12 protein-coding genes are annotated in these 20,194 nt (G+C 50.9%); 10 read left to right on the top strand and 2 right to left on the bottom strand.

Annotated elements, in window-relative coordinates:
* The first annotated feature begins 448 nt into the window (after positions 1-448).
* The 10 genes from NQZ67_RS23000 (at position 449) to NQZ67_RS22955 (ending at position 18,585) form a co-directional block, all read left to right on the top strand.
* Positions 449-3,472, top strand: a complete 3,024-nt coding sequence (locus NQZ67_RS23000) for an S-layer homology domain-containing protein (RefSeq protein WP_257450532.1) — start codon at positions 449-451, stop codon at positions 3,470-3,472.
* 196 nt (positions 3,473-3,668) lie between these two features.
* On the top strand, positions 3,669-6,152 hold the full coding sequence (locus NQZ67_RS22995; RefSeq protein WP_257450530.1) for a hypothetical protein: 2,484 nt from the start codon (positions 3,669-3,671) through the stop codon (positions 6,150-6,152).
* Positions 6,153-6,219: 67 nt separating this feature from the next.
* On the top strand, positions 6,220-6,741 hold the full coding sequence (locus NQZ67_RS22990; protein ID WP_257450527.1) for a hypothetical protein: 522 nt from the start codon (positions 6,220-6,222) through the stop codon (positions 6,739-6,741).
* Positions 6,742-6,939: 198 nt separating this feature from the next.
* Entirely contained in the window at positions 6,940-7,221 is a 282-nt protein-coding gene (locus tag NQZ67_RS22985; RefSeq protein WP_257450526.1) for an alpha/beta-type small acid-soluble spore protein, read from the top strand.
* 159 nt (positions 7,222-7,380) lie between these two features.
* Positions 7,381-8,583, top strand: a complete 1,203-nt coding sequence (gene metK, locus NQZ67_RS22980) for a methionine adenosyltransferase (protein ID WP_257450524.1) — start codon at positions 7,381-7,383, stop codon at positions 8,581-8,583.
* 202 nt (positions 8,584-8,785) lie between these two features.
* A complete protein-coding gene (locus NQZ67_RS22975; protein WP_257450522.1) occupies positions 8,786-13,216 on the top strand; it encodes an Ig-like domain-containing protein in 4,431 nt (1,476 codons plus the stop codon).
* Between the two features lie 138 nt (positions 13,217-13,354).
* Complete coding sequence (locus NQZ67_RS22970) at positions 13,355-13,732, top strand: YciI family protein (protein ID WP_257450520.1); 378 nt, start codon at positions 13,355-13,357, stop codon at positions 13,730-13,732.
* 171 nt (positions 13,733-13,903) lie between these two features.
* A complete protein-coding gene (locus NQZ67_RS22965) occupies positions 13,904-16,615 on the top strand; it encodes a stalk domain-containing protein (protein WP_257450519.1) in 2,712 nt (903 codons plus the stop codon).
* Positions 16,616-16,688: 73 nt separating this feature from the next.
* Positions 16,689-17,876 carry a sensor histidine kinase gene (locus NQZ67_RS22960; RefSeq protein ID WP_257450517.1) on the top strand — a complete coding sequence of 396 codons (1,188 nt, stop codon included), beginning with the start codon at positions 16,689-16,691 and terminating at the stop codon, positions 17,874-17,876.
* A complete protein-coding gene (locus NQZ67_RS22955; RefSeq protein WP_257450514.1) occupies positions 17,857-18,585 on the top strand; it encodes a response regulator in 729 nt (242 codons plus the stop codon). Before NQZ67_RS22960 ends, NQZ67_RS22955 begins: the two co-directional genes overlap by 20 nt.
* A 202-nt stretch (positions 18,586-18,787) precedes the next feature.
* Here NQZ67_RS22955 and NQZ67_RS30725 read toward each other — a convergent pair whose 3' ends face one another.
* Entirely contained in the window at positions 18,788-18,985 is a 198-nt protein-coding gene (locus NQZ67_RS30725; protein ID WP_257450512.1) for an LPXTG cell wall anchor domain-containing protein, read from the bottom strand.
* Positions 18,986-19,130: 145 nt separating this feature from the next.
* A complete protein-coding gene (locus NQZ67_RS22945) occupies positions 19,131-19,355 on the bottom strand; it encodes a hypothetical protein (RefSeq protein WP_257450510.1) in 225 nt (74 codons plus the stop codon).
* Positions 19,356-20,194: the final 839 nt, after the last annotated feature.

The following is a 20,194-nucleotide window of genomic DNA, read 5'->3' as shown; positions in this document are numbered from 1 at the left end:
ATCATGCCACTGCATGCCAGTGCAAACTTAACCATGGAAAATAGTTAGTATATACTTCGTGCATGATTCCGCGCTATACTAACAACGTGCTCGAGACGAGGCACACGAAACAAAAGAGAAACGAACGAGGCATGAAAGAGTAACGAAAGAAGCACAAAAGAAAAAAGTGAAAAACTTTTTTCGAAGAAGCGCAACTTTTAAACGCCACTTACGTTTAAGTACATGACGTTATCACAACGGGCGGTAACCTAGTAGCTGGAATGAATTCTCAAGTTCCTCTTTACGGTTGCAAAAGCCCATTGTATAATGTTAAAGTGGTGCGCGAAGTCTAGCATCTCTTGTCGGAAGGTTTACAAGTTTCTACATCATGCTTTCATAGGGTTGAACATGATCGTAGACATCATTTTATAATTTAACTGCTCAACTCTGGGAAGGGGGTGAATCGGCTATGAGAAAGGGCAATATATTTTCCTTAGATGTATCATCCAAACAAAACTCTCAAAAACCGAAAGATATTCGAGGAGGAGAAAAAAAGGTTATGAAAAAAGGTTTATCTCTGTTTGTTGCTAGCTCCATGGTAGTTTCCATGTTCGCAGGTGCTGCTTACGCAGCTGACGAAAAACAATCCGCTGGTGAATACCTTAACGAGCTTGGCGTTATCCAAGGTAACGGTACTGACCTGAAAGAAGATCAAAGCTGGAAGCGTCAAGACGTAGTTGTTCTTCTGTCCCGCCTTCTGGGTGAAGAAGAAGTTGCTGAAGACACTGAGAAGTCCCATGAGTTTACTGACGTAACTAACGCATTCTACGACGGCTTCATCTCCTGGGCAGTTGAAGAAGGTCTGGTTGAAGGTAAAGGCAATGGCAAATTCGGCTTCAACGCTGAACTGAAAAACCAAGAGTTCTTCGCAATCGTTCTTCGCGCATTTGGTCATGACACTACAGGCGAAGGTTATGCAGAAGTTCCTGCACTGGCTGTAGAATATGGCTTCGCAACTGAAGAAACTGATATGACAGCAGTTCCTACACGCGGCGAAACTTACGAAACAATCGTAACTGCTCTGGAAACTGAAGTTCCTGGTACTGGCAAGACTCTGGGCGAGCTTCTTGGTCTGGTAGAAGTTGAAGCTCCTGCAGCAAAAGCTACTGCAGCTGGCGCTAAGAAAATCGAAGTGAAGTTCAACAAAGCTGTTGATGACACTAAGGTTGCTTTCACAGTTAAGAAGGGTACAGTTACTCTGAATGTTTCCGCTAAATCTTTCAGCGAAGACAAGAAAACTGCTACTCTTGAACTGTCCAGCAAAATCAGCGAAGGTGAGTACACTGTATCCGTAACTGGCGTTGAAGAAGAAGCTTTGACTTCCACTTTCACTGCTGAGAACGAAAAAGTTGCTAAAGTCGAGTTCACTTCTGAAAATGCTCCACTGGTAGACGGTGCTGACCTTGATACGGATAAAGACGATCTGTCGATCCCTTACCAAGTTTTGAACCAATACGGTGAGAACATCACAAAGTTCACTACTTTGAGCAATAACATCGGCACGCTGAACCCAACTACTGGTACAATTGAAATCGATGGCACTTACAGAATCAACGATGTAGTTGCTGTGACACTTGTACACGCTGAAACAGCTACATCGGCTGTTAAAACGTTCACAGTTGTAGCAGAAGCTCGTGTAGCTGAAGTGGAAATCGCTGGTCTGTACAACAAAGACAACAAGGCTCTTGATGAAGATACGAACCTTACAACGGATGCATTCTACCTCTTGGTAAATGCAAAAGACCAGTACGGTAATGCTGTAAACAACGCAACAAAGTTGACTAATGATCTGATCATCAATGAAACGAACACAACAATCGTTGACGCTGCAGCTGCTTTCACAACTGTTGACGTAAACGGTACTACTAAAACTGCATTGCGTCTCAACAACCCTGCTGCTCCTGCAACAAATGCAGGTCAAGGTCAATCTGTAATCACATTGATCTCGAACACTTCCGGTAAAAATGCTTCTTTCACTGTAACAGCAGCAGAAGCACTTCGTTCCGACACAATTAACCTGAACAACCCAGGTGTAGTTTATGTTGATGAAGATGCATATGTACCAGTTGAGGTGTTCGACAAAGCTGGAACAGTTATCACAAGCATCAGCTCTTTGAACAGCGCTGATAAAGGTGTTAAAATCACTGTTAACGGTTCTGCAATTAGCAACCCGTTCGTACTGAAAGACGGAGTTGTTCAAATCAAGGTTCCAGCTGGCCAACTTTCTACTACTGGTCTGAAACCGATTATTGCAATGACAGCTACTAACCAAATCAAAACTATGAACCTGAACGTAGCAGCTAAAGCTGTACCTACAGTAGTTCGTGGACTTGATAGCGATTTTGCAACAGCACGTTTAATCAACGCTGCAAATGCAACAATCAACCATACTAATTTGGTGATTGAGGACCAATATGGTCGTGTAATGAGCGATGCAAACGTTGCTGCATGGTTGCTTGCTAACCCAGCTCGTAAAATCACTGTAACAGAAGACCAAGCAAACGCTACGGTTAATATTCCAGACGTTGCCGGACCTCCTGTTGTAGCTGTTGCATCCTTTGAAATTAAGTCTAATGGTGCAGCTACTCCTGCAGTAGTTGGTGGTTCGATCGATTTCGGTGCTGCTAAAGGTTCTGAAAAACTGTCGTTCACAATTGCAACTGAAAATGGGACTCTAGTTTCGAGCACTGGTGAAACTACTATCACTGTAACTGACGGTACTGAGTATGCTTCCTACTCTGTAGATGCAATTGGTACTGTATACGATGAAGTAGCAGCTGGTAAAACGGATGCAGCTGCATACGACAAAGTAGTTAAAGTATTTGGTGTACTTGCAAATGGTTCGAAAGTACAATTGGCAGGCTCTGAATACAAAGTTTCGGCTGACTCGAATGGCGCAGTAAATTCTGACATTGCTGATGGAACGCTTGATGTGTCCGCTGCTCTAACTGCTTACGGCGACAAAACTGAGTTTGTAGTACCGGTAACAGTTCTGATCAACAAAACTGGTCAAAAACTGACTCAAGACGTTACTTTCTCGAAAGTTGCTCCTAAAGTTGCTTCCGTGAAATTTGTAGCTGGATCTGCAACTCCAGATGTAAATGGTGAAGCGAAAACAACTTACGACTTTACTGTTGGCGCAACATTCAATGTAGCTGACCTGATTGATTCCACTGTATACAACGTTGTTGTAACAGATCAATACGGTGCTAAAGTTGTTGCAAGCACTACAGATGCTTCCGTAGCGTTTGCTGATACTACTGCTGTAAACATTGCATCGCTGACTGTAACTCCAGTTGCTGGCACAATCAGCATCACTGGTAACGGTACAGTAGCTGCAACAGTAGCAGACGTTCAAGCTTACGACGAGTTCGACGTTGAAATCCTGTACGTTGGTGGCGCTAAAGCTACTGTACGTGTAAGAGGCGTTTAATTCAAAATTAAGAGCAATCATGTAAAAAGAGAACCCGGGTTTTCCGGGTTCTTTTTTTTATTCATATGGTGTTCATAATGTTGATTTATTATACATATTGAAATCGAACGAAAGAGATCAATAAATTTCTTGCATTTAAGAAACAAAAAGTAGTTTAAAAACGTTTAAGGTTATATATGGTGAAGGGGGTAATGGTGTGAACAGCAAGTTGTGGAAAAAAGTAGCGATAACGGGGATAACATCAGCAATGTTTATTACTGCGGTCCCGATTTCGAATTCTTTAATTATTGAGGCAGCAAGTGTTCAAGAAACATTAGCCAAGCAGCAAGTGAAGCTTGAGCAGAATGTATACTTAACTATTAGAGATGCTCAGATATTAGTTCAAGAAGAAGGAAAGCTTTTGGCCTTTACAGTAGCCATCAAAAACTCGGGAACAAGTCCCATCGATTTGCTCGATTATTGGGTTCGAGTTAAAAATAAATCGGGTAAAAACTACAAGATTAAGTTATTAGAATCGGATAAAAATAAAGGAACGGTAGTACCTGGCTCCACTTCGTATTTAACCTATTATGCTTATGTAGATACACAAACAAAAATAAGTGATATAAAGTATGACATTGTGAAGTGGGATTTTAACGTTGCGAATTATGAGCGTTTATTGGGTTCGATCACAACTCCAGCAACAATGACCGGAGCTACAGATGTAAATAAAGCAGGTTCATTTTTACTAAGCAACTCCATTTTGAGTGGAACATTGAAGTCTTATGTTGCAACTAAGGACCAAGTGAATACGAATGCAACTCTTCGTTTTGAAATCAATAACACAAGTGCAAAAGCCGTTGATCTTAGTAAACTCAGTTTCTATGTCCAGACATCCGATTGGTCTGTTTATAAAGCGTCGGCATCCTCACTACAAACAAACTTAGCTTCAAAAGGTAAAGTGATTATATTCTTAAACGTAACTGTGCCTAACTCAGCGATTACGAAAGGATTGACTTTAGTTCCGGCAGTTGCTGATGAGACAAGTAAATTGGATATTCCACTTGGGGTGTTTACGGTACCGAATTTAACTGCAACAAAACCAACTGCTGTCGATAAGTCTCAAACTGTAGTAATTAATGAACAAAACGTTGAGACTCTTGTAGTTAGTTCTGATTTGACAAGCAGTGATAACCGACAAGAAGCCGTCATTGCTTTTCAACTTAAAAACATAGGTAGTAAGTCCGTAGATACATCAAATTATCAATTTCTTATTGAAACAGCTAATGGAACACAGTATCCATTAGAATACATTAAAGAGGAAACAACTAAGTTGTTACCGAATATCGAATCTGAGCTTCAACTCAAGGGATATGTACCAAATGATTTAGATTTAAATAAAAGTAAGTTGGTTATGAAACAAAGCGACTCGGAAGGAAAGAATAGTAATATTATCGGATTGTATGCGCTTAGTAGTGCTGATCTTCCAGACAATACGGATAATATATATCGTACAAAAGATTATCAAGTAGATCTTATTTCAGTTAACCGGATACCTGATGACACGGATGATATCCTAGTTGCGCAATTATCCATTACCAACAATACCGACAAAGCCATTAAAATCCCATCATTGTCGGGTTATTACCTGGCAGATGGAGTGCAAGTTGAGACAACAACAAGTGAAGTTTCGCTAGACAATTCAATAAATTTAGCTCCTAAGTCGAAGCACCAAATAGCAGTTTATACTAAAATTCCATACACCGCTCAAATTAATGATGTTGCCTTTGTATTAACACAGAAATTAACCGACCAAAGTAAAAAACTGTATCAGTATAAAGGACGGCTCCCTGAAACAGTTGGTCAATCTGTATCATCTCCATATGTGGTTGATAATGTAGGTAGAAGAGCAAGTATACATGTAAAAAAAGCCAGTATCAGTGAGACACAAGGTAATACTTATTTCTACGGTGAATTCGATTTGGTGAATAAAGAAATTCGTACATCAAATGTAACTCAACTCGGTGGGTATTTAGAGGATTCAGAGGGTATCCTGGTTCCTGTTACATTCACTGCTATTGCAGACAAGGTTTTACCGAATGGCAAAGTATTGTACGCGGCATATGGCTTGCTTCCAACGGGATTTAACGCAGCAAATTACAAGATGTATGTAGGTCAGGCCTTACCAATAGGAACTGGAGAACAAACGGATCAGCTGCTGGTGAGTCCTGTAGCGTATAATATGAAAACACAGACACAAGTATTAGACGATAAGATGCAGGGTATAGAATTTGGTGGTTATACATTAGACATAACCGAGATTAATTCTGATATAGAGATAGAAAATGATTTTCTCTATAAAGGAATAAAATTAAACCTTAAGTATAGCTTAGCTAAGGATACTAGTTATCAGTTTGTTCCAAAAGATCAAAAGGTATTAGTGGAATTTGTAGATCAAGGTTCAGCTAAAGCGACATATTCGAAAGAATTTACACTCGGAGCGACAGGAGACGGAAATCTTTCTGAAGGTGCTGACATTAGGTTGCCGATATTCTATGCAGACGATAAGATGATGACAAAGATCAACAGCTTCCAGACTTATAAAGTAAATATATACGTTGCTTTTGGTACTAATAAAATGTTACTTGCTTCAAGAGAAGTGAAATGGTTTTATGCCGATCGCCCATTAGAAGATAAGTAAATGACTACACATCCTCCCTCAAATCTAGTATCCTATCTAATAGGATACTAGAGAGGAGAGCACTGCATTGAAACAAAAAGCACTAAAGGTTCTTGGCGCGGCTGTGATCGTGACGGCTGGCGTGTGGGTGGGCATGACAATGGCGCAGCCGCTTGAGGCAGATTCGGCGATTACGCCTGGTACGATAGAGGATCCTGTTGTGACGAAGAGCTACGTCGATGAGCAGATCGCGAAGCTGAGCGGTGGAGTAACGGCACCTGGCGGCTCGACCGGCGGCAGTACGGGGGGATCGACGGGATCCGGTGGTACCGAGGCTTCGGCGCTGGAGATCGTGGAGCTGCCTGTCGGCAAGACGCTGATGGTGTCGGCCGGCGGAGAGGCAGTCGTGCGAGTGGGCAAGGCGGTCGCGTACAGCTCCGATTCGAACGGCATCTCCGACTTGACGGGTGGTATCGACATCAAGAGCGGCAAGGACGTGCCGACCAACCATTTGATCTGGTTCCCTCGCGACGGTCGCGGCATCAAGGGCCATCCGGACGAAACCGTTCCGCTCACCCTGATGGTGAGAGGCACTTATACCATCAAATAATGATTCTTTTCAAAGCAAGCTGCTGCATGCCTTACCTGGCTGTGGCAGCTTGCTTTGTTTTACCTTAATTGGCAGCGATCTACGGCAGGTGGGAAAGGTGCTACTTTTTGCTCGGAATGACAACAGAAAGCACGCTTGAGCGAGGCGATGAGGATACACAATAGGGATGTAATCATCATATCCCGGAGGTGTCTCAACATGAGTCGTTCGAATAAAGTGGTTGTGCCTACTTGTAAAGCTGCCCTGGATCAAATGAAGTATGAAATTGCGGCGGAATTTGGTTTGATGCAGCCAAGCTTCGCAACCGGATCGGAGGATACGGAATTCGCCGGAGAGCTTGGCGCGGCGCCAAGCGGCGGAGCAGGCCGTGTGCATTGGTCTGAGATTTCGACACGTCAAGCGGGCTCGGTCGGCGGCGAGATTACGAAGCGTCTGATCGCTCAGGCGGAATCCGTGCTGGGTGGGGGTTTCACGCTCTAAACAACCGTGTGGCGTCCATTGACACTATGCGACATTTTCGGTATTATAACTTTTTAGAAGAAGAGTTGTGTGACAACCTTTTCCTTCGCGGAAAAGGTTCGTTTTTTGTGTAGAACCAACGCACTTATTCAATACTAAGGTTGTAGGAGGTTGATACGAATGTCGGTAAAAGGACGCCACTTATTCACATCGGAATCAGTAACGGAAGGACATCCGGATAAGATCTGCGACCAGATCTCGGACGCCGTACTGGACGCATTCCTGGAAGCAGACCCTAATGCGCGCGTAGCGTGCGAAGTTTCGGTAGCAACGGGCCTTGTGCTTGTTATTGGCGAAATCAGCAGCCGCGCGGATTTCATCGATATTTCTTCCATTGCCCGCCGCACGATCAAGGAAATCGGCTACACGCGCGCGAAGTTCGGCTTCGACCACAGCACTTGCGCCGTTCTGACATCCCTGAACGAGCAATCCGCGGATATCGCGCAAGGCGTTAACGCAGCGCTTGAGACGCGCGACGGCAAAGACATGAAGCAAGAGAACGAAGACATCGGCGCAGGCGACCAAGGCCTGATGTTCGGTTTCGCGACGAACGAGACGCCGGAGCTTATGCCTCTGCCAATCGCCCTGTCGCACCGCATCGCTCGCCGCTTGTCCGAAGTGCGTAAGAACGATACGCTCGGTTACCTCCGTCCGGATGGTAAGACGCAAGTAACGATCGAATACGTGGACGGCAAGCCGGTACGCGTCGACACGATCGTCGTTTCCACGCAGCATGCAGAAGAAATTACGCTGGAGCAAATCCAACGCGACGTCATGGAGCATGTAATCAAGCCTGTTGTTCCTGAAGAGTGGCTGGATTCCGAAACCAAATATTTCATCAACCCGACTGGCCGTTTCGTTATCGGTGGTCCTCAAGGCGATGCCGGTCTGACTGGCCGCAAAATCATCGTCGATACTTACGGCGGCTACGCTCGCCATGGCGGCGGCGCGTTCTCCGGCAAGGATCCAACGAAGGTTGACCGTTCCGCGGCTTACGCGGCTCGTTACGTGGCGAAGAACATCGTTGCGGCAGGCCTTGCCGACAAATGCGAAATTCAGCTTGCTTACGCGATCGGCGTAGCGAAGCCAGTTTCCATCAATGTCGACACTTACGGCACGGGCAAAGTATCCGAAGAGAAGCTCGTTGAGCTGATTACGGAGAACTTCGACCTACGCCCTGCGGGCATCATCAAGATGCTGGACCTTCGCCGTCCGATCTACGCGAAGACAGCGGCATACGGCCACTTCGGCCGTACCGACATCGATCTCCCTTGGGAGCGCGTAGACAAAGCCGAGCTGCTGAAAACCGGCGCTGGCCTGTAATCCAATAATTGGCGCTGTACTCAGCGCAACCGCAACGCCGTTTCATCCGTCTTGGTACAAGAGGGTGAAGCGGCGTTTTTTGGCATGTCTTCCATGGGTCTAATGACATAAAACGGATCAATAAACCACTTGCCCTAAATTTTCCTTCACTTTAAGCCGACAAATATGGTACGAGTGTTAAATTTTGAGGAGTGAACATGAAATGAATCGTACCCGCAAGCTGTCCTTGTTACTGGCCGTCGCGATGCTCCTGCAGCTTGGCCTGCCAGGCTGGTCCGCTCCAAAGATCGCGGAAGCGGCTATAGGAGGACCCGTCGCCCAAAGCTTCTATCCAGCCGATAATCTGACGAGCGTGCCGCTCGGGACGGATCTTCGGATCCTGTTCGACGAGAACGTGAAGCTGGGAGCTTCGACGGCATCAATCGACATCTATCGTTCCACGGACAATGTGCTGGTCGAGTCGATCGGCATGGGCTCCGGCAAAGTGACCATCAGCGGTCAACGCGAAGCTATTATCAATCCTGCTCTATCCTTAACCTCCAATAAGTTTGCCCTGAATACGGAGTATTACGTGCTTGTGGATGCGGGAGCTTTCCTGAATGTGTCCAATAACGCGCCATACGCGGGAATTCAGAGCGCCACCAGATGGAATTTCCGAACGGTCGAAGCGGAGGACGCCATTCGGCCAACGCTTGCAAGGCCGAATTCCTACTCCCCGAGCGGGCCAGGTCCGTATTCAATCACGAGCCCGATTACGATTGAATTCAGCGAAGACGTCTATGCGTCGAGCGGATACATAACGCTGGAGTCGACGGACGATACCCGGCACATTCCGGTCACATCGTCCAGTCTGACGGGCAGCGGCTCGGAATGGATTACCATAACGCCTGAGGGCGCTTTATTGCCTCTTACAACCTATACGGTCAGGATCACAGGCAGCAACTTCGAGGATGCGTCCGGCAATGCATTTAATGGCGTATCCTGGACGTTTACGACGGCGGCTGCTCCGGTCAACCTAGCATCGGGTAGTCCGTTCTATCCGGCGGATAACGCGAATCTGGTGCCGATCGAATCAGATCTGCGTATCGTGTTTGACCAGGATGTACAGGCGAACGGAGGCAAGCTGGTCGAAATTCGCCGCGTCAGCGACAATGTCGCCGTGTACTCCGAACAAGCCAACCATGCAACTATTATCGTCAATAATGCGACGGACACCGTTACGATTAATCCGTCCGCGAATTTAACGGCCAATACGGCTTATTATGTGTATATCGAGCCGGGCGCTTTCTCCCAGCTGAACAATGCCAGCCAGTGGTTCTACGGCATAACGGCGGCTACGATCTGGAACTTCACGACGGGCTATGGGGATGATAACTCGCCGCCAAGCGTGACAGGCCATTCGCCGGCTAGATATGGCACTTCGGCCAACGCGAATACGAATCTGGTGTTGACGTTCAACGAACCGGTGTATCCTTACAGCGGGAATATCGAGATTCGGCAATCGGTCGGCAACGGGCTGTTCCGCTCCATCCCGATCACATCGGCCCGGGTGACAGGCGGAGGAACGACCCAGCTAACGATTAACGCGACCGGTCGTATCTCTTCCTCCGATCCCGAGAAGCCGTTCCTGAGCAATACGAAGTATTACGTGACGATGGGGAATCGCGCGATCCATGACGGCAAGGGGAATTTCTTTACAGGCTTAACCGGCACGTCTGATTGGGAGTTTACGATTACGCAAGACGGCGTGCGTCCGATGCTTGTCAGCGTAAGTCCGGCCAGCGGATCCACCGCGGTGGACGTAACGACCAGCACGGAGTTTATCGCGACGTTCGATAAACCGGTTATGAAGGGGACGGATCCTACCAAAAGGATTCTGATCAACCCGACAACTTCCTTCGGCAGCGGGGCGGTGGGTACATACACCGTCGATCCGACCAACAGCAGACGAATCATCATTAAACCGGACACGACGCTGACGAGGGACGCGAACTACCACATCACGATCGATGAAGGAGCGATTACCGACCTGGTCGGCAATGCGTTCATCGGCATCCAGAATCAGTATCAGTGGTCATTCCTGACCAAAGGCGGGGACACTACGGCTCCGACCGTATCGAAATCGGAGGTTAGCGGCTCCATCATCCGACTTATTTATAACGAGCCGCTGAATAGCGCCTTGACGCCGTCTCCGGCAAGCTATTATGTGACGGTGGCAGGCGCTCCGCGCAACGTAACGTCCGTTAAGGTCGAGGGCAACATGGTGCTGCTCACGTTGTCCGGCTCGGTCGGCTACAACCAGAAAGTAGAGCTTTCTTATACCAGGCCGAGCACGGGATTGGTTCAGGACTTGACGGGCAACGAAGCTGCAAGCCTCTCGAAGATCGAGATCTCGAACGGGTTCACCAGCACGAATCCCGTCGTGTCCAGCGGTTCGTCCTCCGGCAACACGGTCGTGCTGAATTTCAGCGAATCGCTGATGTCGCCAAGCGCCTATGCGTACACGCAGTTCACTGTACAAGTCGGCGGGACGAACTACAATACGACGGCGATCTGGCATAGCGGCAGCACGATTCAATTATCGCTGAGCGGCACGATTCCGAGCGGCCAGTCCGTACGTGTTACCTATAGCCCGAGCAGCTACCCGCTATATGGGACGTCGGGCAACGCCGTGTCGGCATTCAGCAGCTATAGCGTCACGAGCGGTAGCGGCGGTACGGGAGACATTGGCGCGCCAAACGTGCAGTACATTACGGCAGTCGGCAGCGTGGTGACGATCAAGTACAACGAGACGCTGATCCCAACCTCGACTCCGAACGCTTATCAATATTCGATCACTGCAGACGGACAGACTCGCGCGGTGAGCGGCGTTACGCTCTCGGGCGACACGGTTATCCTTACGCTCAACTCGAGTGTATCGAGCGGCCAATCCATCCTGGTGTCGTATGTCTCGGTTCCGAATACCCTGATGGACTACAGCGGTAATGCCGCGGCGTCCTTCACGCAGATTTCCGCCAATAGCGGAACGGGGACGGGCGGAAGCTTGGCGCTTCAGAGCACGGTTGTGAAGGGCACAGCCCTAACTCTTACTTATAATTCGCCATTAAATACAACTTATGTACCGACTGCGAGCAGCTACCTGGTTCGCGTGCAGGGCTCGATCCGGCTGGTAACAAACGTGCAGGTCGTCGGCAGCACCGTCGTGCTCACGTTAAACCCCATCGTGAATGTTGGGGAGCAGGTCGACGTGACCTATCTGAACGCGACGGATGGCATCCGCTCGGCCAGCGGCCAGCTTGCAACGACGTTCACCTCGATGACGGCACTGAATCAAACCACCGTTCTGGATGGGCTGACGGGCGATTTCGAATCGGCAGAGGGCGGTGTGGGGATCAAAACAACCGGAGCGACGATGTCCTCCGATACGACGTCGACAGGTACAGCGGTTAACCGTTATACGGTGAAAAGCGATAAGTTCCTTGCAGCGGTCAGCACGGCGAGAGGCGCTGGTCTCAAGGAGCCTCGCATCGTGTTCACGGTGCCGGAAGCCGAACGGGCAGCTACCGTCGCGATTCCGGTGATCGCGCTCGAGAGCGCGGCGAAGCAAGGCAACGCCATCTTCGCCGTGAAGCACGGCGACGCTACGTACGAATTGCCGTTAACCGCGGTGAACTATTCGGAGCTGTCCAGAGCGCTAGGCGGGTCTGCGATTACGAATCACGTTCTGATCAGCATGGAGAGAGGTTCGACCTCCAAGACGTCGGCGCTTACGACCATGCTTGTGAGCTCCAGGGCGACGTTGGTTGCCGGACCGATTCATTATGAAGTGAACGTCGTGAATGGCACGAACAGACAGGAGATTAAAAACTACGGCGAATATGTGAGCCGCACGATCTCGACATCGGCTAGCATCGATCCGAGAGAAACGGCGGTCGTATGGCTCGACCCGGTGACGAACACGTTATCCTATGTTCCAACCACGTTTAAGACGGTTAACGGGGTGACGACAGCGACGTTCCAGCGCAAAGGAAACAGCGCTTACGCGCTGGTGAAGGGTGGATCCAGCTTCACGGATACGGCCAGTCACTGGGCGAATGCGATCGTTCAGATGATGGCACGCAAGTACATCGTGGAAGGCCGTACCGCATCTCAGTACGAGCCGGATAAATCGATCACCCGCGGGGAGTTCGCAAGCTACATCGCCAAAGGCCTCGGGTTAACCGGGAACCGCGCGGAGGCGGCAAAGTTCAAGGATGTCAACGCCAATACAGCTATGGGCGCCTATATTGGAGCGGCGGCTTCAGCCGGGATCGTAAACGGCGTGGACAGCAGCAATTTCAAGCCGAACAGCTACATTACGCGCCAGGATATGGCCACCATGATGATGAGGGCTTGGGCCTTCGCAGGCAGGTCGATCAGTCTGCCGAGCTCGCAGGACTCTTACCTGGCAAGCTTCACGGACCGCGGCAAGATCGGCTCGTACGCCAAGACGAGCATGGCGCAAGCGATCTACCTCGGCATCATCAACGGCAAGACGGCGTCGACGCTTAGTCCGACGACGAATGCTTCCCGAGCGGAGGGCGCGGTTATGATCATGCGTCTTCTGGAGAAGGCGGAGCTGCTCTCGCAATAAGCACTGATTGAATACATCGTCCGAGGACCCTGCCATCGCGAACGCGTGATGACAGGGTCTTTTTTTTCGCGAGATGTCGATTTCCCCGTTTCCCATTCGTTGTTATAGTAAAGGCAAGATATTAGAGGAGGATGCGCGATGCAATTTCTGTGCTTAGGATATCTCGAGCCGGCCAAGATGGATGACCGGCCGAAGGCGGAGATCGAATCGATTATGAGTGGATGTGGAGCTCATCTGGAGGAGCTGTACCAAACCGGGAAGGTAAGGATGGATACCGGGCTCGACACCAAAGTGGTTTCCTTGCGCCGAGCGGATGGAAAGCTGAGGGTGATCGACGGGCCCTTCACCGAGGCGAAGGAGATGATCGGTAGCGCGTTCCTTATCGAAGCGCAGGACTTGGAGGAGGCGGTCCGGATCGCTTCGATGCATCCCGCGGTTCAAATCGCCGAAGGGGAGGTATTCGGCTGGGGGATCGAGATCCGGCCGATCCATTATTTTAAGGCGGATGCAAATTGAGTTGGCATCCCGCTGGAATAAAATTTCGCCGCTGCGTATGCAGCGGCTTTTTCATTAGCAATATTTTTCAGAGGAAAAAATGTGATAGCAGTCCTTTATAGACGTAACTTTTCGAATACTCTTGTAGTCTATTACTAGTAGATACATAGAGATGGGAGAGTTGCTGAGGATATGAGCAAGGGTAAGGACAACATTGGCCGGCAGAAGCGGAAGGGGACGTTGAAGAGCAAAGTCGTAGTGGTCGCAGTGAGCGGCGCGCTGTTGGCGCAGCCGCTCGGAACCGTGCTGCCGGACAATTGGCAATCGATCATGATCGCGGAGGCGGATGCGGCGACGGCGCCGATTCTGAAGCTGACGAAATCCCAGATTATTACGTCCGGGGCGAAGCGTCTGGATTATGTATGGAGCACAACGCGGAATAATAAATCGGTGCAGACCGATGTTCATGTCATTGAAATCGATCTATCGAACCCTCACGTATCGCTGAATGCGATGAGCGGGAAAAACAATAGCGTGGGACAGCGGAACAACATCCTGAACATGACCAAAGAAAACGGGGCCGTCGCGGGCATCAACGCGGACGTCTTCGTCATGTCGAACGAAGGAGCGCCGCTTGGCGCCCAGGTGACGAGCGGCCAGCTGATCGTCAGCCCTTCCGAGCTGAAGGGTATGTACGCCTTCGCGGTTACGCAGGACCGCAAGCCGGTCATCGACGCCTACACGTTCAGCGGCACGGTAACGGCCGAGAACGGGGAGACGTTCCCGATCGAAGGGATGAACCAATCCTCCTACGCGCCGGAAGGTCAGGGCATCTATTACAGCACCGTCGATAACCTGTTCATCTATACGAGCGCATGGGGCGGCGCGGAGCGTCCGACCAATTCGGCGACGCAGACGATGGCGATCGAAGTGCTGGTCCGGAACGGGATCATCGAGCAAATGTCGGACGGCACGCCGATCCCGGGCAGCGTACCGGCTGACGGCTACATCCTAAGAGCACACGGCAAAGCGGCGCAATTCATCAAGACGAATATGCAGGTCGGACAAGCCGTAGCGGCGGATTATACGCTCGTCTCGCAAACGACGAAGCAGCCGGTGGACGCGGCTTCTTTCCAGATGCTCGTAGGCGGCCATACGCTGCTGGTGGACAACGGCGCGGCATCGGCGTTCTCCCGCGACGTAACCGGCGTCAGCGGCGCTTCCTACACGTCTCGCTCCGGAGTCGGCTATTCGAAGGACGGTACGAAGGTGTACATGATCACCAGCGAGAAGTCGGGCAGCAACACGGGACTCAGCTTGAAGGAGCTGCAGCAGGTCATGGTGCAGCTGGGCGTATATAAGGGCGTGAACCTAGACGGCGGCGGCTCCACGACGATGACCGAGCGTCCTCTCGGCAGCACGAACGTGCAGCTCGCGCATCCGACGCAGGAGAGCTCCCAGCGGGCGGTCGCGAATGGCATCGGCGTCTTCACGACGGCACCGCAGGGCACTCTGAAAGGAATCATTGCCGGCGGGCCTAATGTTATGCTGCTGGGCCAAAGCGCCACCTTCACGGTGAACGGCTACGATACGTACTACAATCCGATTGCTGTCGATCCGGCGTCGCTGAAGTGGAGCACATCCGCGGATGTCGGCAAGTTCGAGAACGGCCAATTCACGGCGACCAAAATCGGCAAAACCAAGCTGACGGTGAAGTCCGGCGAAGCGAGCGCATCGTACGACGTCGAAGTGATCGGCCAAGATCAGATCGCCTCGATCAAAATAAACGCGGGAGCGGGTCAGCTCAGCAAGGGCGCTACTGTCAACGTGCCGATCACGATCAAGCTGAAGAACGGCAAAACCTATTACATGACGGGCGATTCCCTGAAGTGGGAGTTCGTCGGATTCACGGGCGAATACGCGAACGGCGCGGTGACGGTGAAGGATGTCGACAGCAAAACGAAGACAGGCTACGCCATTGCGCGCTACGACGGCTTCGGCGCCATGATTCCGTTCGTGGAAGGCCAGCAGACGAAGACGCTCGAGGACTTCGAGGTATCCCGTTACGCGATCACGAACGCCGTTACGCCGGCCGATGTGACGAAAGGGACGGTGAAGCTGGTCAGCGATTTGCCGGAGCAGAAAAGCCGCGGATTGCAGCTTACGTACGATTTCTCCGCGGGGACGGGGACGAGAGCTTCGTATGCCGTGTTCGGCGATGGCCTGACCCTGTCGGGTTCGCCATCCTCCATGTCGCTGGATCTGTACAGCGACAACAGCAAGAACTGGGTACGGGCCGAAATTTTGGACGCCAACGGCAAGGCGCATCTCTTGGACATCGCTAAGGAGCTGAACTGGACCGGCTGGAAAAATGTAAAGGTGGACCTGGCCTCCGCGGGAATCGAGTACCCGGCTAAGCTGAAGCGCATCTATGTCGTGACCATCGACCAAGACAGCGACAAGAAGACGCCGAGCGGCGCGATCGCGATGGATAACCTTGTCCTTCATACGGCTGCAGAGGTGAAGGAGCCAGCCCGCGCGACGATCGTCATGAACGTCGACAAATCGAGCGCGACGGTAGGCGGCAAGGGCGTGAGGCTGGAGGCGGCTCCGTTCATTCAGAAAGGGTCGACTTACGTGCCGCTCCGGTTCGTGACGGAAGCGATGGGCGCGGAAGTGTTTTACGAGGAGAAGACCAGACGGATCACGGTGCTGCGCGGCGGGCAGATGCTCGAGATGACGATCGGGCAGAAGGATTACATGCTGAACGGCGTCCGTTATACGGCCGATGTCGCCCCGTTCACGAAGAATAACCGCACGGTCATTCCGATCCGATTATTCTCCGAAAAGCTGGGATTCAAGGTCAATTATGAGGAGAAATTAAAAAAGATTACCATCGAATAGCTAGACGCGGCACGGCTACAATATGTTATGATAGTATGGAATATCCTACTTCGATGGGGAGTGCCTAGCTGCAGTGGATCACCTAACGGTCGACTTAGACAAAGTCATCTCGAATGCGATAAAAGTCATGGAAGACAGCAAATATCAGATCTACGAGATATGCGAATCGGCGCGCTCGGAACTGGAGGCGCTTGAGCTGGAGCTTGGGCAAGTGCTCGAGGAGACGGTCAAGACGATCGACAAGGTGGATAAACTAGAGCAGGACTACAAGCGCGCCCGCATTCGCTTGACCGAGGTCAGCCGCGACTTCGTGCGGTACAGGGAAGAGGATATTAAGCAGGCTTACGAGAAAGCGACTCAGATCCAGCTGGATCTCATGATATACCGCGAGAAGGAGACTTATCTCCGCGCCCGCAGGGACGATCTCCAAAAGCGCGTTCGGAACGTCGAGCAATCGATCGAACGCGCCGAGGTGATCGGCTCGCAGATGAACGTCGTGCTGGAGTATTTGTCCGGCGACCTGAATCAAGTGACCCGCATTGTCGAATCCGCGAAGAACAGGCAGCTTCTCGGCCTGAAGATCATTCTCGCGCAGGAGGAGGAGCGCAAGCGCATCGCACGGGAGATCCATGACGGTCCCGCGCAATCGCTGGCGAACATCGTCTTGCGGACCGAGATCGCGGAACGCATGCTGATCAAGAAACAATTCGAGATGGTACAGGACGAACTCGTGGACCTGAAGGGCCAAGTGCGCACGGGACTCGAGGAAATCCGTAAAATCATATTCAACCTGCGGCCGATGGCGCTGGACGACCTAGGTCTGGTGCCGACGCTGCGCAAATTCGTGCAGGACTTCGAGGAGAAGTCGAAGGTGCACGCCACCTTCGAGCTGACGGGCAAAGAAATACGCCTGCCATCCGCGATGGAGGCCGCGATCTACCGCATGATGCAGGAGGCGTTCTCGAACGTGCTGAAGCACGCGAACGCTTCCCATGTATCTTTGGACCTGAATTACACACCGCAGCTCATTAAGATCACGATCCAGGACAACGGTACTGGGTTCCAGGTAGGCGCAGTCGAGAAGCCCTCGAGCGGAAATTCCCACTTTGGTCTGATTGGCATGCGAGAACGCGTGGAATTGATCCAAGGAAGGATGATTATAGACTCAAATCCCGGCCAGGGCACGAAAATTGTAATAGAGATCCCTACTACTCCAGATCACAGAAAGGAGAATGAGTATAATGAACCAGATCACGCCTAACCAATCGAGCAAGATCAAAATTTTGTTGGCGGATGACCATCAGCTGTTCCGTGAAGGCTTGAAGCGCATTCTTAATATGGAAAGCGATATCGAAGTAATTGGGGAGTGCGGAGACGGCATTCAGGTGCTGGAGTTCTGCAACCATACCGTTCCGGAAATCGTGCTTATGGATATCAACATGCCGATCGAGACGGGCGTCGTCACAACCGAGAGGTTGAAAGCGATGTTCCCGGACGTGAAGGTCATCATCTTGTCCATTCACGATGATGAGAGCTATGTATTCGAAACCCTGCGCAAGGGAGCAACGGGTTACCTGCTTAAAGACATGGAGGCGGAGTCGCTCATTAACGCGATTCGTTCCGTCCACCAAGGCCATTCGTATATCCATCCGAAGGTAACGGGCAAGCTGATCAACCAGCTGCGCCGCATGACGTATCTCGACGAGATGGGCGTTGCCTCGGGCGCCGCCGCGGCCAAGGAGCCGGGCGTTAAGTACATCGCGACCGAAGAGAGCCCGCTGACCCGCCGCGAAGCGGAAGTGCTTCGCCTGATGGCTGAGGGCAAGAGCAACAAGATGATCGGCGAATTCCTGTTCATCAGCGAGAAGACGGTCAAAAACCATGTCAGCAGCATCCTGCAGAAGATGGAAGTCGACGACCGCACGCAAGCCGTCATCAACTCGATCAAATTCGGCTGGGTCACGCTGTAAGCGGAAGAGCGCTTTAAGCGAAAGAAGAACTTATTTTTATATAAAGTATTTTTCGTAATTTGAATCCGGTTTATGAACCGGATATTGCTTCCATCCATGAATAGAGGTTGCGGACTATGTGCACAACCTTATATATGGGAACAAAGCCCTTGAGGCAAGCGATCGCTTGCTCCAAGGGCTTTGCTCGTTTAACGGGGCTTATTTAGTTTTGCCGGCGGCGCTTGCGCAGGGCGACAAGACCCGTTACAGCCATGAAAGAGCCCAACAAGTAATACGGTACGGGGCTGCTATCCCCTGTCTGCGGCAGCTCGTCGATCGGCGGCTGGTTCTCGTCCGTGGACTGGTCGATCTCCGTCTCATCATCCGGATCGTCGCCTCTCGGCACCTCCTCCTCCTCCACAATGATGATGACCTCCGAAGGCGTTGGCGATGGCTCCGTAGACTCGGATGGTGTTGGAGTTGGCGTTGTTTCGAGACTTGGCGTTGGTGTTGGCGACTCCGATGGCGGGTTCGTAGGTGGATCTGTAGGCGGATTCGTAGGTGGGTCAGATGGCTGCGTTGGTGTCGGCGTTGGTGTCGGCGTTGGCGTCGGAGTTGGAGTAGGTGTTGGTGTTGGTGTTGGCGTCGGAGTTGGAGTAGGTGTCGGTGTCGGTGTTGGCGTTGGTGTTGGCGTTGATGTTGGTGTTGGTGTTGGTGTTGGTGTTGGCGTCGGTGTTGGTGTTGGTGTCGGTGTCGGTGTTGGTGTTGGCGTTGGCGTTGGCGTTGGACATGCGGCGCTTTTTATATAGAGATAGCTTCTATAGGTGTTGGGTTTATGGCCGTCCGGCCCCAGTGTAGTCTGGATCGGGCCCGTGTATAGATCCACCTGGCTGTTACCGCAAGGAGGCATATTAATGGTTAGCTCGTAGTTTCCCGCTTTATCATAGGTCCCCGTTACGCCATGGTAATACACTTGGTTTTCGTAAGGGGTGGGTGATTCTCCGTAGGTATAGACCGAAAAGCTGGCCTGAACGCAATCCCGTACGGTCTTGAACTTTGCGGTAGCCGTTCCGTCGCCGTTTATCGTGATGTATTTAATCGACGAATCCTGTTGTTCGATCATTAAGGCTGTGCCGAGATAAGACGTGCAGGCAGCTTGTGTCTGCTCATCGGATTGTATCGTAACCGCTGCGGCTAAAGCGGCGTCCTGTAGGCGGACGGTTACATGTGTGTCGGTCTTCTGTCCTTCTGCGTAAACGAAGGAACCCATTGTCAGGGATAGGATCAGCAGCAAAGATAATACGATTGAGAATTGCTTTTTGGTCGTTTTCCTCATTATTCACTCTCCTCTTGCTTGAATGGTATGAACGCCCTGGCGGGCCGGATTTGGGCTCCACCTTCCCCCGTCGTTATGTAGGCCATCAGAATAACTATATGTTTGTCGACGTACCCAAATGATAGCATAAACTGGTAATTCGGCAAGGGTGTAATTTTGGTGAGAAGGCGCGGTTTTCTGTCGAATTTTAAACGTTTTTCCTCCAAAATGCTTCCCTTGTCCAAATGCCCGTAACCGATGGGCGCGGAGCGGCATATAGTGTGGCATAAGTAATCTTTTGCGAATGCTTACCCC

The organism is Paenibacillus soyae, from assembly GCF_024623455.1.
In the GTDB taxonomy this organism is placed as follows: domain Bacteria; phylum Bacillota; class Bacilli; order Paenibacillales; family Paenibacillaceae; genus Pristimantibacillus; species Pristimantibacillus soyae.
This window is presented reverse-complemented; position numbering and strand designations above follow the sequence as displayed.

Excerpts from the sequence above, each read along its gene's own strand:
- NQZ67_RS23000 (WP_257450532.1), top strand. The coding sequence starts at position 449 with ATGAGAAAGGGCAATATATTTTCCTTAGATGTATCATCCAAACAAAAC.
- NQZ67_RS22985 (WP_257450526.1), top strand. The coding sequence starts at position 6,940 with ATGAGTCGTTCGAATAAAGTGGTTGTGCCTACTTGTAAAGCTGCCCTG.
- metK (WP_257450524.1), top strand. The coding sequence starts at position 7,381 with ATGTCGGTAAAAGGACGCCACTTATTCACATCGGAATCAGTAACGGAA.
- NQZ67_RS22975 (WP_257450522.1), top strand. The coding sequence starts at position 8,786 with ATGAATCGTACCCGCAAGCTGTCCTTGTTACTGGCCGTCGCGATGCTC.
- NQZ67_RS22970 (WP_257450520.1), top strand. The coding sequence starts at position 13,355 with ATGCAATTTCTGTGCTTAGGATATCTCGAGCCGGCCAAGATGGATGAC.
- NQZ67_RS22965 (WP_257450519.1), top strand. The coding sequence starts at position 13,904 with ATGAGCAAGGGTAAGGACAACATTGGCCGGCAGAAGCGGAAGGGGACG.
- NQZ67_RS22955 (WP_257450514.1), top strand. The coding sequence starts at position 17,857 with ATGAACCAGATCACGCCTAACCAATCGAGCAAGATCAAAATTTTGTTG.
- NQZ67_RS22945 (WP_257450510.1), bottom strand. The coding sequence starts at position 19,355 with ATGTCCAACGCCAACGCCAACGCCAACACCAACACCGACACCGACACC.